This window comes from Micromonospora sp. NPDC048905, assembly GCF_040649655.1.
Classification (GTDB): domain Bacteria; phylum Actinomycetota; class Actinomycetes; order Mycobacteriales; family Micromonosporaceae; genus Micromonospora.
The window spans coordinates 103515-117546 of sequence record NZ_JBEZFV010000016.1 but is presented as its reverse complement, the minus strand read 5'-3'; the positions used below and the strand labels follow the sequence as shown (position 1 = coordinate 117546).

The 14032-nt window shown below is 71.9% G+C and carries 16 protein-coding genes; 12 read left to right on the top strand and 4 right to left on the bottom strand.

Annotated elements, in window-relative coordinates; genetic code table 11:
- The coding region (locus tag AB0C01_RS30025; RefSeq protein WP_357572734.1) for a hypothetical protein at nucleotides 1-180 on the top strand (180 nt) is incomplete at its 5' end.
- Here the strand turns inward: AB0C01_RS30025 and AB0C01_RS30020 are convergent.
- The 4 genes from AB0C01_RS30020 to AB0C01_RS30005 all read right to left on the bottom strand — a co-directional run bounded on the left by AB0C01_RS30020 (nucleotide 171) and on the right by AB0C01_RS30005 (nucleotide 3098).
- Nucleotides 171-626 carry a MaoC family dehydratase gene (locus AB0C01_RS30020; protein WP_357241247.1) on the bottom strand — a complete coding sequence of 152 codons (456 nt, stop codon included), beginning with the start codon at nucleotides 624-626 and terminating at the stop codon, nucleotides 171-173. The two genes, AB0C01_RS30025 and AB0C01_RS30020, sit on opposite strands and share 10 nt — an antisense overlap.
- A 312-nt stretch (nucleotides 627-938) precedes the next feature.
- Entirely contained in the window at nucleotides 939-1616 is a 678-nt protein-coding gene (locus AB0C01_RS30015; protein WP_357572732.1) for a TetR-like C-terminal domain-containing protein, read from the bottom strand.
- On the bottom strand, nucleotides 1613-2359 hold the full coding sequence (locus AB0C01_RS30010) for an SGNH/GDSL hydrolase family protein (RefSeq protein WP_357241256.1): 747 nt from the start codon (nucleotides 2357-2359) through the stop codon (nucleotides 1613-1615). Before AB0C01_RS30010 ends, AB0C01_RS30015 begins: the two co-directional genes overlap by 4 nt.
- A gap of 34 nt (nucleotides 2360-2393) precedes the next feature.
- Entirely contained in the window at nucleotides 2394-3098 is a 705-nt protein-coding gene (locus AB0C01_RS30005; protein ID WP_357241259.1) for a response regulator transcription factor, read from the bottom strand.
- Between the two features lie 1234 nt (nucleotides 3099-4332).
- On the opposite strand from AB0C01_RS30005, the gene AB0C01_RS30000 reads away from it, so the two are divergent.
- From AB0C01_RS30000 to AB0C01_RS29950, 11 genes are read left to right on the top strand one after another with little or no spacing between them, the layout of a single operon-like run.
- Nucleotides 4333-4605: an acyl carrier protein gene (locus AB0C01_RS30000; RefSeq protein ID WP_357241262.1), complete on the top strand. Its 273-nt coding sequence runs from the start codon at nucleotides 4333-4335 to the stop codon at nucleotides 4603-4605.
- An 11-nt stretch (nucleotides 4606-4616) separates the two neighbouring features.
- On the top strand, nucleotides 4617-5867 hold the full coding sequence (locus AB0C01_RS29995) for a beta-ketoacyl-[acyl-carrier-protein] synthase family protein (protein ID WP_357241265.1): 1251 nt from the start codon (nucleotides 4617-4619) through the stop codon (nucleotides 5865-5867).
- A complete protein-coding gene (locus AB0C01_RS29990; protein WP_357572730.1) occupies nucleotides 5864-7003 on the top strand; it encodes a beta-ketoacyl synthase N-terminal-like domain-containing protein in 1140 nt (379 codons plus the stop codon). Before AB0C01_RS29995 ends, AB0C01_RS29990 begins: the two co-directional genes overlap by 4 nt.
- Complete coding sequence (locus tag AB0C01_RS29985; RefSeq protein WP_357572729.1) at nucleotides 7000-7923, top strand: beta-ketoacyl synthase N-terminal-like domain-containing protein; 924 nt, start codon at nucleotides 7000-7002, stop codon at nucleotides 7921-7923. Before AB0C01_RS29990 ends, AB0C01_RS29985 begins: the two co-directional genes overlap by 4 nt.
- 5 nt (nucleotides 7924-7928) lie before the next feature.
- Nucleotides 7929-8720, top strand: a complete 792-nt coding sequence (locus AB0C01_RS29980) for an alpha/beta hydrolase (protein ID WP_357572728.1) — start codon at nucleotides 7929-7931, stop codon at nucleotides 8718-8720.
- Nucleotides 8717-9697, top strand: a complete 981-nt coding sequence (locus AB0C01_RS29975) for a thioesterase (RefSeq protein ID WP_357241277.1) — start codon at nucleotides 8717-8719, stop codon at nucleotides 9695-9697. The genes AB0C01_RS29980 and AB0C01_RS29975 overlap by 4 nt, the downstream gene beginning before the upstream one ends.
- Entirely contained in the window at nucleotides 9681-10871 is a 1191-nt protein-coding gene (locus AB0C01_RS29970) for a beta-ketoacyl synthase N-terminal-like domain-containing protein (protein WP_357241280.1), read from the top strand. The genes AB0C01_RS29975 and AB0C01_RS29970 overlap by 17 nt, the downstream gene beginning before the upstream one ends.
- On the top strand, nucleotides 10868-11803 hold the full coding sequence (locus AB0C01_RS29965) for a beta-ketoacyl synthase N-terminal-like domain-containing protein (RefSeq protein ID WP_357241283.1): 936 nt from the start codon (nucleotides 10868-10870) through the stop codon (nucleotides 11801-11803). Before AB0C01_RS29970 ends, AB0C01_RS29965 begins: the two co-directional genes overlap by 4 nt.
- Nucleotides 11787-12605 (top strand): SDR family oxidoreductase, encoded by an 819-nt coding sequence (locus AB0C01_RS29960; protein WP_357572727.1) that lies wholly within the window; start codon nucleotides 11787-11789, stop codon nucleotides 12603-12605. Before AB0C01_RS29965 ends, AB0C01_RS29960 begins: the two co-directional genes overlap by 17 nt.
- A 33-nt stretch (nucleotides 12606-12638) precedes the next feature.
- Nucleotides 12639-13754 carry a beta-ketoacyl synthase N-terminal-like domain-containing protein gene (locus AB0C01_RS29955; RefSeq protein ID WP_357241289.1) on the top strand — a complete coding sequence of 372 codons (1116 nt, stop codon included), beginning with the start codon at nucleotides 12639-12641 and terminating at the stop codon, nucleotides 13752-13754.
- A complete protein-coding gene (locus AB0C01_RS29950) occupies nucleotides 13747-14031 on the top strand; it encodes a hypothetical protein (RefSeq protein WP_357572726.1) in 285 nt (94 codons plus the stop codon). Before AB0C01_RS29955 ends, AB0C01_RS29950 begins: the two co-directional genes overlap by 8 nt.
- The last annotated feature ends 1 nt before the right edge of the window (nucleotide 14032 follow it).

Below are 14032 nucleotides of genomic sequence, written 5' to 3'. Positions count from 1 at the left end.
CACCAGCGGCGCGGCCAGCTCGCCGTCGTCGGTCGAGGCGCCCCGGTCGGCGATGGTGCCGACCAGCAGGTCCACGTCGATCGGCGCGCCCAGGTCAGGTTGGGCAGGTCGGTGCCCGATCGGCCGGAGAAGGCCGTGCCGCCGAGCCCGGGGAAGCCGGCGCCGCCGGGTCAGCCATAGAACACCAGCACCTGGTCGGCCACACAAGCCGGCTTCGCCGAGCCCTCGATTTCCGCCCTGACCTGCACGATCACCCGGGCGCCATCGCCCATCCGGCGGACGCCGATCAGCTTGGCGGTGGCCCGCAGCCGGGATCCGACCGGCACCGGCTCGCGAAACCGGACTCGGTCGAAGCCGACGTTGACCACGTGACTGACCCCGGCCACCTGCACCATCTCGCCGAGGAAGGCGGTGCACAGCGACAGGGTCAGCGCCCCGTGCAGGATCGTGCCACCGTAAGGGCCCTCGTCGCGGGCCCGTACCGGATCGGTGTGGATCCACTGGTGGTCGCCGGTCACCTCGGCGAACTCGTCGACCTGTTTCTGGTCGATCTGGTGCCACTCGGTCGTACCGATCTGCTCGCCGTCGTGGCCGAGCAGATCGTCGATGCTGTCGAAATATCCCATCCCCCGTGCACCTCTCCACAGTAGTTATCCGTGTTCCGCGACCGGGCCGACCGCAGCGGTGGCCTGATCGCGCGCGCCCCGGTCGCGGCGCCGGCGATCAGGAGCGGTCCGCTGCGGCAAGATCGCCGCAGCGGTGGCGGAATCGGAGGAATGGCGAGCGGCGCCGACGACGTACCCACGATCAACCCCCCGATGGCTGTCACTGCCGACCATGCTGCCGGGCGAATGTGCCTGGGCGTAGCCCGGTAAGACTTTTTCCGCGATCACAACTGCATTGACGTACGTGGATACAAGATGATCTAGTCTGTTTGCTCAGCTAGGCCCAGCCGTCGGGCCGACGCCACCCGATCGCCGCACCGACCGGGTGGCGTCGGCGAGGCTGTCGCCGGCCCCGACGAGAACGTGGAGAAGATAGTCGTCAACGCTGGCTCCGATCCCGTAACCGGCGATTTCCAACATCACCCAACCGTGCATCATCGCCCAGACCCGGACGGTCAGATCCCAGTGCGGGCCGGCCCGGAACCGGCCCGCCTCGATGCTTCGGCGGACGTGCACGTCGGCGGCGCCGAGGGTGAGCGAATCGAGTTCGAGATCGCGAGGCTTCAGGCCGAAGTGGGCTTGCGCGACGCCGCCCAGCATGACGGCGTACAGATGGGGGTCGGCCAGTGCGCTGTCTCGGTACACCCGGGCGAGGCGGGCCAGATCGGTGACCGGATCGTCGGTCGGTCGGACCGCCGCCAGCCGCTCGGCGAGCCGGTCGAGCCCCATCTGCACGATCGCCTCGACCAGGTCGGGGACACCCCCGAAATGGGTGTAGATGGCCATCGTGGAGGTGCCGACCTCGGCCGCCAGCCGGCGCGCCGAGAGCGCGGCCGGGCCGTCCGAGCTGAGCAGGCGGCACCCGACGGTCAACAGCGCCTCCCGGACCTCGGCGGCGGCCGCCGGTGCGCCCCGCCTGCGGGCCGGCGTCGTCCGGCGGGCCGGCGTCACCGGCCACTCCGGGCGGTTGCCGGCGACCGGCCGGCCCGCAGGTCCACGACGGTGGCGATCTGTGAGGCGATCGACCGGGCCCAGGCCCGGTAGCCGATCTGCGACGGGTGGAAGCCGTCGGAGGCGAAGAAGTCGGCCAGCGGCACGAGCAGGTCATCGGCCGGCAGGCGGTAGACGTCGGGGTCGCGCCGGGCCAGCAACCGCAGGCGCCGGTTGTACCGCTCGGCCAGCAGGCCCAGCGACCGCCGCAGCGGCGCCGGCAGCCCGATGAACTGCCGGACCGGTGGGAGCTGGATGAACAGGATCGGCACCGAGCGGTCGAGCCGGTGGCGGATCCGGTCGATCAGGGCGAGCAAGTCACGCTCCCAGAGCCGCGGCGGGAGCAGCCGGGTCACGTCGTTGACCCCGATGGAAACGATCACCAGGTCGGGGCGCCACTGCGTGCACGGGTCGCTGAGGTGCCGCAGGAAGTAGGTGTCGAGGGTGCGCGCGCGGGCCCCGGTACGCCCCAGTGCCCGCCAGCAGACGCCCCGGCCGGTCAGCCCGGCCACCGCGGTGGCGAGCTGACCGGCCAGGGCGCTGTCCAGGTGGTCGGCTCCGACGCCGGTGACGGCCGAGTCGCCGACGATCACCATCCGGATGACGGGTCCGTCGCCGGGGGCTTCGCCGAGGTGGTCGCCGGCGGCGTCGGGCAGTCGGGGCATCTCCCGCAGGAAACGGGGCAACCACCGGTTCACCGCCATGCCGACCACCTCGTTCGCCGTCCAAATAACACCGTTATGACATAGCCGACCTTAACAGCCGGGGTCGGACCGAGGCAACGGAAGACCCCTCGCCCGGGTCGGGTGCCGCGAACCCGTGCCGGAAGGCGTACACCACGACCTGAGTGCGGTCCCGCAGCCCGAACTTGGTGGCGATGTGGTGGATATGTGAGCGCACCGTGGTCGCCGAGATGGAGAGTCTGCGCGCGATCTCCGGGTTGGCGACGCCGTCGCACAGCAGGGCGATCACTTCGAGCTCCCGGCGGCTCAGGCTGGCGGCCACCGGCCTTCGGCACGGCCCGGGCCGGTCGATCCGGACCCCTTCGAGCAGGTAGCGGGTGAGTGGCGGGGACAGGAACGCCTCGCCGGCGGCGACCGCCCGGATCGCCATCGCGATGTGGCCGACCGGGCCGTCCCGGTGGACCACCGCCCGCACTCCGTGGTGGATCGCCTGCAGGGCGCTCGCGTGCTCGGCGCCGGAGCACAGGGCGACGATGTGCGGCTCGGCGGTGCCGTCGCCCGGGCCGTCCGGCCGGTCGTCGAGCGTGCGTTCCATCAGGTCGATCACGATCACCTCGGGCGCGCGCGGGTGCACAGTGGTCACCACGCTGTCGTCGGCGAGGATGATGTCCGGCTCGTTACGCAGGGCCGCGGCGACGCCGGCGCGGACTATGGACGGGAGTTCTCTCAGCTGGACCTTGATGACTGCGGAGTTCAACATTCCCCCATGAAGAGTCGACGCGTCGTCCGGGAAAGCGGGCCCGCCTTCCCTGAACCCGGCACCGGGAATCAGCCGCGCCACCCGGCCCGGTGGTAGCTGATGTCCGTACCGGCGGTGTCACGCCGGTCGCCGACGGAATTGACGCTACCGGGATCACATCGGACCGGAATGCGTCAGGAATCCCATCTCGGTGCCCAGCATGTCCTGTCGGATCATCGGCGTCAAGCTATATCTCGGCGGCGTTACCTCTTATTAACAAAGCACTCGATAATTACAAATTACGGTGTTATATCCTTTTTTGTCGACATGCCAAGTCAAGGAGCGTTATTCAGAAAGTCTCCAGCCCCAGGTCCGATGGATTTCCAGGCCCGTTACGGTGTGTAGCACTTCCGGGAAGTCTTCCAGGCGTCCGTGCCAGCCGATTGCGGGTGCTGTTGCAGGTGCGTTGAACGTCGGTGAGGTCCCGGCCGCGGGGTTTGCGCCTGCCGGTGAGCGCGGCGGTACCCAGCTAGCCGAGGCGGCGAGCTGCCAGGTCCATTCGGTCGCAGGTGTGTGGCCCACCGCTCGGCGGTGCCTGACCCGGTCAGGGCCTTGCTGTCCTGACGGGCGCCAGGGCACGGGAGCCCGGTGTCGACCAGACGGCCGCCCAGGTCGGCTTCCGCTCGAACGTTGAACTCGCTCGTCGGCCGCTCGCCGGAGCACATCCCGGTCACGCCGGTGCGTTCTCCGGTAGGGGAAGGAATCCGTCGGCCCAGGACCGCCGGGCGTTTCGCCTGCGCGTGCCAGCTCGGCGGTGGCCCGGCCGAGCACCGGTCGCAGCCGCCTGATGACCCGTGAGACGGTGGCCGGTGAACCCAGCAGAGCGAACATCGTGGTCACCAGTTCAGCGACTTGATCAATGCGAAGTCCGTCATGGTCTGACAGCGCGGCGGCTGGCCTTCGATGATCTCCTTGGTCCGCGACCTTGGTGATCCACAGCGAGGCGGGCGCCGTTACTCGTAGTGACACCATGAGGTCAGCCACAGTGGACCGCCGGAGCCTTCTGAATGACGATCAAGGTTTGGGTGCGCCTGCGTTGAGCCGGCCATCGCAGATTTGGACAGAACGCGTACCCCGTTTTCATTGTGTGTGGAAGACGCCGCCCTCCCGGCCCAATTAGCGTGCTCCCCGTCCTCCGGTGCTGCCGGACGAATTCACGGGATATCGGATCCCGCCGAATGCGAGGAGTTGCCTCATGACCGTCGACGGCGCGATCGGAATCGACGAGGAACGCACACAGATGATCCGGGAGATCGTCTCCGAGGTCCTCGAGGTCGAACTCGACGAGATGACCGAAACCAGCCTCTTCAAGGAGGACCACGGCGCCGACTCGCTGCGGGCCATCGAGCTGCTGGCCGCGCTGGAGCGGGCCTTCGACGTGACGATCGACCAGGCCGAGCTGGCGCGGATGGTGAACCTGGCCGGCGTCTACGCGACGCTGCAGTCCAGCGCCGGCTGGAAAGCCTGACAGGACCGGGCATGGGCGACGTCACTGATCCGCGTCATCGGGTGGTCATCACCGGTCTGGGTGTCGTCACCAGCATCGGCGTCGGCGTGCAGGCCTTTCTCGAGGGTCTGCTCGGCGGCCACAGCCGGGTACGTCCCATCTCCGCCTTCGACACCGAGGGCTACGCGTACGCCAATGGTTGCGAGATCGCCGACTTTGATCCGGGGCAATGGATCGAGCGGACCCCGGTCGACGAGCTCGGCCGGGCCACCCAGTTCTCGGTGGCCGCCGCTGGTATGGCGGTCCGTGACGCGCACCTGAGTCTGGACGACATCCGGGGCCGGCGGACCCTGGTCTCCGTGGGCACCACCGACGGCGAGTCCCGCGACCTCGACCAGCTGGTCGGCCAGGAAGTCGAGGGCGGGCCGATGGCGATGGCGCCGGGGGTGGCGAGCCGGATCGGTGCCACCCGGCTGTCCACCGGCATCGCCCAGGAACTCGAACTGACCGATGTGGAAGCCGTGACCATCCCGACCGCCTGCGCCGCGGGCAACTACGCCCTCGGCTACGGATTCGACGCGGTGCGGGCCGGCGACGTCGAGATCGCCCTGTGTGGCGGAGCGGACGCGTTGTGCCGCAAGACCTTCACCGGCTTCTACCGGCTGGGCACCATCGCCCCCGAGGTGTGCCAGCCGTTCGACCGCGACCGCAAGGGGATCCTCACCGGCGAGGGTGCCGGCATCCTGACCCTGGAGAGCCTCACCTCCGCCCGCGCCCGCGGCGCCCGGATCTACGCCGAGGTGCTCGGGTACGGGCTGAACTGCGACGCCTCGCACCCGGTTGCCCCCGACCGGGACAGCATCGCCGAGTGCATGCGACTGGCCCACCGCAACGCGGGCGTCAAGCCGCACGAGATCGACTTCATCTCGGCCCACGGCACCGGTACCAAGGCCAACGACGTGACCGAGTCGGCCGCGATCCGTCAGGTGTTCGGTGCGGACGCGCCCCGCGCCATTTCGATCAAGGCGATGATCGGGCACACGATGGGCGCGGCGAGCGCGCTGTCGGCGGCGGCCTGCGCCCTGGCCCTGACCAACGACTTCATCCCGCCGACCATCAACCACCGCACCAGCGATCCCGATTGTGACCTGGACTGCGTACCCAACGAGGCGGTGCCGGCCCGGCTCAACGTCGTACAGAACAACGGCCTGGCTTTCGGCGGCAACAACGCCGTGCTGATCCTCGGCCGCGCTCCCGAGCAGTCCGCGGAGCTGATGTCGTGAGCTGGGACATCGTCGGCGCCGGGGTGCGCTCCAACATCGGCGCCGGCCTGGGCGACTCGTTCGCCGCGCTGTGTGCGGGGCGCACCGCGCTGGCCGGTCTGCGGGCCTTCGATCTCGACCGGTTCCACACCCACCACGCGTACGAGGTGGACGACCGCAAGGAGCCCGGTGTGGACGAGCCGCTGCGGGCCACCCGGTGGCTGGTGCACGCGATCGGGGCGGCCCTGGCCGACGCCGGCCTGGGCGACCAGCCGTTGACCGCGCCGGTGCTGGTCGGCACCACTCTGCGCGAGCTGCGGACCGCCGAGCTGTGGTGGTACGGGGAGGCCGATCTGAGCCCGGACGATCTGCACTTCGGGCCGGCCCTGCGCCGCGCCTTCGGCGCCCGGGAGACCTACACCGTCGCCAACGCCTGTGCCGCCTCGCTGTACGCCCTGGGGATGGGCGCCGACCTGATCGAGCTCGGCCTCACCGACCGGGTCGTGGTGGCCGGCGTCGACGCCATCACCGAGAGCGCGTTCGGGCTGCTGGACCGGGTCCACGCCGAACCGCCGGCGGCGTTGCTTCCGTTCCACCGGGCACGCCGCGGCATGTTGATGGGCGAGGGCGCGGTCGCCGTCGTGTTGCAGCGCGCGGGGCTACCGGCGGCGAAACGGTACGGTCGGGTCCGTTCGGTTGCGCTCAACTGCGACGCCCGGCACCCCACCGCGCCGGACCGGGCCAACATCGCCGGGGTGATGCGCGAGGCGCACACCCGGGCCGCGGTCGAGGCCGGCGACATCGACCTGGTCATGCTGCACGGCAGCGGCACCCCGCTGAACGACGAGGCCGAGGCCGGCGCCGTCCGGGAGGTTTTCGATCCGCCCCGGGCGAACCCGGCGATGACCGCCATCAAATCGGTCACCGGGCACACCGCCGGCGGCTCGGGGCTGCTCAGCATGCTGATGGCGACCGAGTCGATGCGCCGCGGGGTGGTGCCGCCCGTCCTCGGGCTCACCGATCCGACGCCGGCGGCCGCCGGCTTCCGCCTCGTCCGGGACCGGCCGTGGCACGGCCCGGTTCGCGTGGCCCAGGTCAACGCCTTCGGTTTCGGCGGCGTCAACGCGGTCTCGGTGATCGAGGCGGTGGCGTCGTGAGCGCCGGGACGGCCACGCTGATCAGCGGTGTCGGGCTGGCCGTGGCCGGCGTCCGGCAACCGGCCGATCTGCTCGCCTTGGCCGGGCCCGCCGCCATCGCTCCACCGGACTGGCTGACCGGGCGCGGTCTGCGGTACAAGGACCGTGCCACCCGGCTGGCGCTGCTCGCCGCCGGGGAGGCGCTGCGCGACGCCGGGCTGGCCGACACCGAGCCGCCGGCTTCCGGCCGGGACCGGACCGCCGTGGTGGTCAGCACCGACCTGGGCAACCTCGACAGCGTCTGCACGGTCGCCGGCACCATCGCCAAGGAGGGCGTGGACGGCACCAGCCCGATGGACCTACCCAACACGTCCAGCAATGTCACCGCGTCGTGGCTGGCCATCCAGCACCACCTGCGCGGGCCGAACATCACGCTGTGCAACGGCATTGCCGGTGGCCTCGACGCGGTGAGCTGGGGCCGGCTACTGATCCGGGCCGGCCGGGCCGAGCGGGTCCTGGTCGTCGGCTGCGAACCCGACAACACGGTGGTCCAGCGGCTGCTGGGCGGGCCGCCCGGCTCCCGGTTCGACGGCGCGGCCGCGCTGGTCCTGGAGGCCGAGGGATCGGCCGCCGCCCGCGGCACGGTGAACCGGGGCGAGGTGGCCGGGTACGCCCGCCGGGCCGATCTCGCCGGCGCGATCGGCGTCGTCTGCCCGCCCGGCACCGATCCGGCCCTGGTGCTGGGCCGGCCCGGCGAGGCCGGGGAGGGTCCAGCCGTGATCGATCTCGCGGCCGCGCTCGGCCGTTGTTCCGGCGCGCTCGGCGTGCTGCAGGCGGTCGCCGCGATTGGCTGGTTCGACTCCGGGCGCACCGGTCCGGTGCTGGCCACGGCGGCTGACGCGGACTCGGCCGGTGCCCTGCTGCTGACCGGGCGTAGGTGAGCGTGGTGCCCAGCCCGAGCAGTGTGACGGTTCGGCCGGCACCGGGTTTCCCGGCGCCGCGCGGCGGAGCCGGCCGGGTGCTGTTGCTGCCGGGACTGGCCGGTGGCGCCCGGATCTGGCAGCCGCTGGCCGCCCGGTTGCGCGGGACCTGTGATGTCTACGAGGCGGCTTTGCCGTGGAACAGCGGCGGCGACCCTGACTGGGCGCTGAGCGGCGATCCGGTGGCGGCCCTCGGCGCGGCGATCGACGGCGTCGGCGGCCGGTGCGAGGTCGTCGTCGCGCACTCGTACGCGGCGACGCTCGCGCTGCACCACCTGGCCCGTCGGCCGGCCGGCCCGCCGCCGGCACTGATGCTGATCTCGCCGTTCTACCGAGCGCACCCGACCGACTTCGAGTGGTCGGACATCACCTACTACCTCAACGACTTCCACCGCATCCTCGAGGCCGGGCTGACCGTCCGCTCCGGCGGCCGGGTCAGCGGCGAGCTGCTGCACGACCTCGGTGCGCGCCTGCGGGAGGTGATCGGCCCGTACGGCTGGATGCGGTTCTTCGACGCCTACCTGCAAACCGCATCGCTGGACCTGAGCGCCTGGCCCGGCCCGGTGGTCGTGGTCGCTGGCGCGGACGATTTCGCGGCCCGACCGTCCGACGCCGAGGCGCTGAGCCGCCACCTGCCGCACGCCGTCCTACACGTCCTGGCGGACTGCGGACATTTCCCGATGGCCGAGCGGCCCGACGAGGTCGCCGCCCTGCTGCTCGCCCACTGCTTGCCGACCCGAGATCAGGAGCTTCGATGACCACCACCCTGCCCGCCACCGCAGACCTGTTGTCCAGCACCGAGACCCTGGTACGCCCGCGCTACGAGGGCTCGAACATCTGCTCCTGGATCGGTTTCAAGCACGTCAACTACCTGGTCGAGGAGGCTGTGCTCGACTACTTCCGGCAGAGCGGCCTGCCGTCGCGGAAGCTCTACGAGCAGCACGCCCTCGGCCTGGACCTGGTGGTGCTCAACACCCGGATCGCGCACGCCTTCCACCTCGACGACCTGGCCCGGGCCACGGTGACCTTCAAGGACGTCAGCGGCGGCGAGCTGGTCCTGGCGGTCACGATCGAGGTCGACCGCGAGTCCGGCCCGGTGCGGGCGGTCACCTCGACGGTCCGGGTCCAGCTGCGGGTCGCCGCCGGGAGCGGGCCGGCCAGTCCGCCGCCGTCCGCGGTTTCGGATCTGGTCACCGACCACATCACCCGCGACGCCGGCCCGGTCGACGCCCGGCGGGCGCTGCCGCTGACGGTGGCCGAACTGGCGGCCGAGGGCAACGCGGTGGTCTGGCGCAGCCGGATCCCCTACTTCTACTGCCATTTCACCGAGCGGCTGCAGATGTCGGGTTACCTGCGCCTGATGGAGGAGGCGGTGGACGTCTTCCTGGCCGAGCGCGGCGCCTCGATCAAGACCCTGCTGGACGAGCAGAACTGGATCCCGGTGGTCCCGCACTCCAACGTGACCATCCTCGACGAGGCACTGATGGAGGAGACGATCTACACCCTGTTCACCGTCGAGCAGGTGTTCAAGCGGGCCACCTACACCGCCCGGCTGGACTGGTTCGTCGAGCGCGACGGCCGGCTGGTGCGCACCGCCACCGGCCAGATCACCCACGGGTACGCGGTCATCCTGGACCGTAGCGACTGGACCCTGGTCGACTTCGACGACCGGCTCTACCACGCGGTCAGCCGGCCGTCCGGCCGGCGGGTGCTGAGCGGTGACGACCTTGCGTAGTGTCGTGGTCACCGGGATCGGCGCCGTCTCCTGCCTCGGCGCGGACGTTCCGGCGTTCTGGCGGGGTCTGCTGGCGGCGCGCTCGGCACCGTCCGCGATCGGTGACCCGCTGGCCCACATGCCGTACCCGCTGGTCTACCAGGTCGACAACCGGGGCGTGCCGGCCGGGCCGCAGGCGGTGGCCGACGTGCCGCTCGGCCGGGCGGCCCGGTTCGCCGTCGCCGCCGGCCGGGCCGCGGTCGCCGACGCCGGGCTCACCGAACCCGAGACCCGGGCGGCCGCCCTGGTCTTCGGCTCCGAGATGGGCAATTCCGATGTGGACGAGAGCCGGCGGGCCGACGGTGCCTCCGATCCCAGGTCGCGCTGGCACTCGGCCGCGGTGACCGCGGCGGCGGTCAGCACGACGCTCGGCCTGGCCGGAGCGAGCACCAGCATCAGCAACGCATGCGCGGCCAGCGGCTACGCCATGGTGGTGGCGCTGGACATGATCCGCAGCGGCGAGCACGACACGGTGCTGGTCGGCGGGGCCGAGGGCCGGTCGCGGGTGGCCCTGGGCGCCTTCAACCGGCTGGGCGCGGTCGACCCCGACCGGTGCCGGCCGTTCGACCGGCACCGCCGCGGCACGATCTTCGGCGAGGGAGCGGCGATGCTGGTCCTGCAGGACGCCGCGACCGCGCGCCGGCACGGCCGGACGCCGTATGCCGAAGTCGCCGGTGGCGCCTGGAGCTGCGACGGCTACCACGCCACGGCGCCCGAGCCGACCGCCCGGCAGCTGCTGCGGGCGATGGGCGAGACCCTCGGTGAGAGCGGGCTCGGCGCCGGCCAGATTGGCTGCGTGATCCCGCACGGCACCGGCACCCGGCACAACGACGTCATGGAGAGCCGCGCCCTGTGCGAGTTCTTCGGCACGTACCGCCCACCGCTGCTCAGCCTCAAGTCGTCGCTCGGGCACACGGCCGGCGCGGCGATGGCGTTCGCCTGCGTGGCCGCCGCCCTGGTGCTGCGGCACGGCCTGATCCCGCCGAGCCCGCGCCTGGGTGAGCAGGATCCGGAGTGCGACGTGTGGATCCCGCAGGACGAGCCGGTGCCGATCGGCCCGGCGGCGATCCTGCTCAACGCGCTCGCCTTCGGCGGCAACAACGTCTCCCTGCTGATAAAGGGGCTCGGGACGTGAGGACGGTCCAGGTGTGGGGCATCGGCTCGGTCGCGCTGCGGACCGAGGGTGGCGGGGAGCCGGCCGACTTCGACATCACCCGCTCGTTCAGCGGCCGCGGCTACCGCCGGCTGCCCGCCGCCTGCCAGTACCTGCTGGCCGCCGCGCAGCGGGCGGTCGATGACTCGGGCGAGCTGATCGGATCGGTTCCGCCGGAGCGACGCGGGGCCTTCGTGGGCACGAACAACGCCGGCAGCCGCCTGCTCGCCGAGATGGACGAGGCGATCATCGGCGGCAGCTCGGATGACATCAGCCCGATGCTCGCCCCGTTCTTCTCGCTCAGCCTGTTCGCCGGCCGGCTGTCCATCGAGTACGCCCTGCGCGGCGGAAACCTGACGATCACCTCGCCGCGGACCGCCGGGCTGGAGGCCGCCGCGGTGTGCCTGCGCTCGATCGCGGCCGGTCGAGCCGACCTGGCCGTGCTGGGTGCGATGGAGGACAGCCCGCCGCCCGGCGAACCCGGTCACCGCGACGGCGACGTGGGCGCGGTGGCGCTGATCTGCGCCCGGCCCCATCCAGGCGGGCCGGACCTCAACCCGTACGGAAGCTTCGAGGTCGCCACCGGTCACCTCTCGCCGGACCAGCCGGTCGAGCCGGTCCTCGACCGGGTGTGGTCCCGGCTCGGCCAGCCGGAGCTGGCGGTGAGCGTGTTCGCCGACGACACCGCGACCGGTGCGGCGGTGCTGACCTGGCTGGTCCGGCGTCGGCACCGGGTGACGCTCTACCCGCCCGGCCCGGGTTGTCTCACACCGTTGCACCACCTGACCGAGTCGTTTCGCCGGCCGGGCGCGGACCTGGTCGTCGTCGCCGCCGCCGCCGAGGGCAACGTCGCCTTCGCGCGCTCGCGGGTGGCCGTCCGGACCCCGGCACGAAGGCATGAAGGAAGCAGGTGAGATCACGATGCTTGTCCCGCTGCGCGGGTCCTGGGCGCTGATCCTCGGCGTCTCCAGCGGCATGGGCCGGGCCACGGCCCGGGCGCTGGCGGCCGAGGGGGTGAACGTCCTGGGCGTCTACTTCGACCGCGACGAAGGGGAGAAGATGGCCGAGGAACTGGCCGGCGAGCTGCGCGAGCAGGGCGTCGAGGCGCACTTCTTCAACCGCAACGCCGCCTCGTCCAGCACCCGCGAGGAGGTGACCGAGACGGCCGCCCGGCTCACCGGCCCGGCCGGTCTGCGGATCACCCTGCACTCGCTGGCGTTCGGCACCCTGTTGCCGTACCTCGGCGAACCCGGGGCCGAGACGGTGGCGCCGCGCCAGATGGCGATGACTGTCGATGTCATGGCGCACAGTCTGGTCTATTGGACGCAGGCCTTGCACAGCGCCCGCCTGCTCCGGCCGGGCGCCAAGATCTACGCCCTGACCAGCTCGGGCACCTCCCGGATCATGCCGTCCTACGGCGCCGTCTCGGCGGCCAAGTGCGCGCTGGAGTCGCACGTGCGCCAGCTTGCGGTCGAGCTGGCCCCGGCCGGCGTCGCGATCAACGCGCTGCGGGCCGGCATCACCATGACGCCCGCCCTCGAGCTCATCCCGGGCGGCCCGGCCCTGGCCGAGCTCGCGCGCACCCGCAACCCGCACCGACGCATCACCGTGCCCGAGGACGTCGGCGAGGCGGTGCTCGGACTGTCGCTGTCGGACTCCTCCTGGCTGACCGGCAACGTGATCGGAGTCGACGGTGGCGAACTCGTCTCAATCTGACGACCCGCTCTACCCGAGAGGAGCACCCCAGCCATGACCCTGCGGCCGGTCATCTCACACTGGTCCGCGGTGTCGGCGTTCGGCGCCAGCGCCGCCGCCTTCACCGACGGGCTCCGCGATCAGCTCAGCGCGGTCAGCACCCTGCCCGGCGACGGCGCGGCGATGCCGTACCCCAGGGGCGCGGTCATTCCCGGCTTCTCCCCGGCGGCCGCGCTGGGCAAGAAGGGCACCCGCTCGATGGACCGTGTCACCGCCCTGGCCGTGGCGACCGTAGGCAACCTGCTCGCGGACGGCTGCGCCGACCTGGCCGCCGGCGAGGACCCGCTCGGTCTGGTGCTCGGCACCAGCAACGGCAGCCTGCAGAGCATCATGGACTTCACCCGGGATTCGCTGGTGCGCAGCCGGCCGTACGACGTCGATCCGGCACGCTTCCCCAACACGGTGATGAACTGCGCCGCCGGGCAGTGCGGCATCCGGTACGGCCTGCGCGGCCCGAACACCACCATCGCCGGTGGGCGCACCGCCGCCCTGCTCGCCCTGCGCTACGCCATCCGCATGCAGCACGGCCGGTACGCGGCAAGTCTGTTGTGCGGCGCCGCCGAGGAGTTCTCGGACCAGCGGTGCTGGCTCGACTACCACACCGAACGCCCGACCGATCCGCGGGAGCGGGTGCTCGGCGAAGGCTGTGTGATCTTCCTGGTCGAGCCGGAGGGGCACGCCCGGGCCGCCGGGCGCCGACCGCTGGCCGAGGTGCTCGGGCTGGAGTTTGGGGTGCACGGGCGGCACGCGAGCCCGGACACCGTCCTGGCCCGCGTCATCACCCGCTGCCTGGACCAAGCCGGGCTGCGCCCGCACGACATCGATACGGTCGTGCCGTCGCAGCCGGCCGGCGAGCTCGGCCGGCTGGAGTCCGCGGCCCTGCGCAGCGCGTTGCCCGGCACCCGGGCCCGATGGCTGGAGGTGGCCGATCGGCTCGGCGAGACCTCGGCCGCGTCGGCGGCGTTCCAGATCGCCGCGCTGCTGCCGGTGCCCGGCGCGCCCGCGCCGGCGTCCGCCGGGACGGCCCTGGTGACCTCGGTCGACCGGGACGGCTCGCTCGGCTGTGCCCTGGTTCGGGTCCGGGCCGGCGACGAGGCAGACGATGACTGAGCTCTCGCAGCGCGACCGGGTGCTGGTCGGCATCGACGCGCTGCCGGCCGACGTTCTCGGCCTCACCGACCGGATCGCCTACCCCGAGCGGGTGGAGCAGGCCCGGCAGCGGTCCGGCACGACCGAGGCGGCGATCCACGGCCCGGCCCGGGTCGGTGGCCACCCGGTCGTTCTGGTCGCGTTTCACCGCCGACTGCTGCGGCACCCCGAGTTCCGGTCCGGGGCGTACCGCCTCGGACTGGTCGAATCCATGAGCTCCGGTGACGGAGAGAGATGAG

Coding starts and splice junctions, on each gene's coding strand:
- AB0C01_RS30020 (WP_357241247.1), bottom strand. CDS start 626: ATGGGATATTTCGACAGCATCGACGATCTGCTCGGCCACGACGGCGAG.
- AB0C01_RS30010 (WP_357241256.1), bottom strand. CDS start 2,359: ATGGCGGTGAACCGGTGGTTGCCCCGTTTCCTGCGGGAGATGCCCCGA.
- AB0C01_RS30005 (WP_357241259.1), bottom strand. CDS start 3,098: ATGTTGAACTCCGCAGTCATCAAGGTCCAGCTGAGAGAACTCCCGTCC.
- AB0C01_RS30000 (WP_357241262.1), top strand. CDS start 4,333: ATGACCGTCGACGGCGCGATCGGAATCGACGAGGAACGCACACAGATG.
- AB0C01_RS29995 (WP_357241265.1), top strand. CDS start 4,617: ATGGGCGACGTCACTGATCCGCGTCATCGGGTGGTCATCACCGGTCTG.
- AB0C01_RS29975 (WP_357241277.1), top strand. CDS start 8,717: ATGACCACCACCCTGCCCGCCACCGCAGACCTGTTGTCCAGCACCGAG.
- AB0C01_RS29960 (WP_357572727.1), top strand. CDS start 11,787: ATGAAGGAAGCAGGTGAGATCACGATGCTTGTCCCGCTGCGCGGGTCC.
- AB0C01_RS29955 (WP_357241289.1), top strand. CDS start 12,639: ATGACCCTGCGGCCGGTCATCTCACACTGGTCCGCGGTGTCGGCGTTC.
- AB0C01_RS29950 (WP_357572726.1), top strand. CDS start 13,747: ATGACTGAGCTCTCGCAGCGCGACCGGGTGCTGGTCGGCATCGACGCG.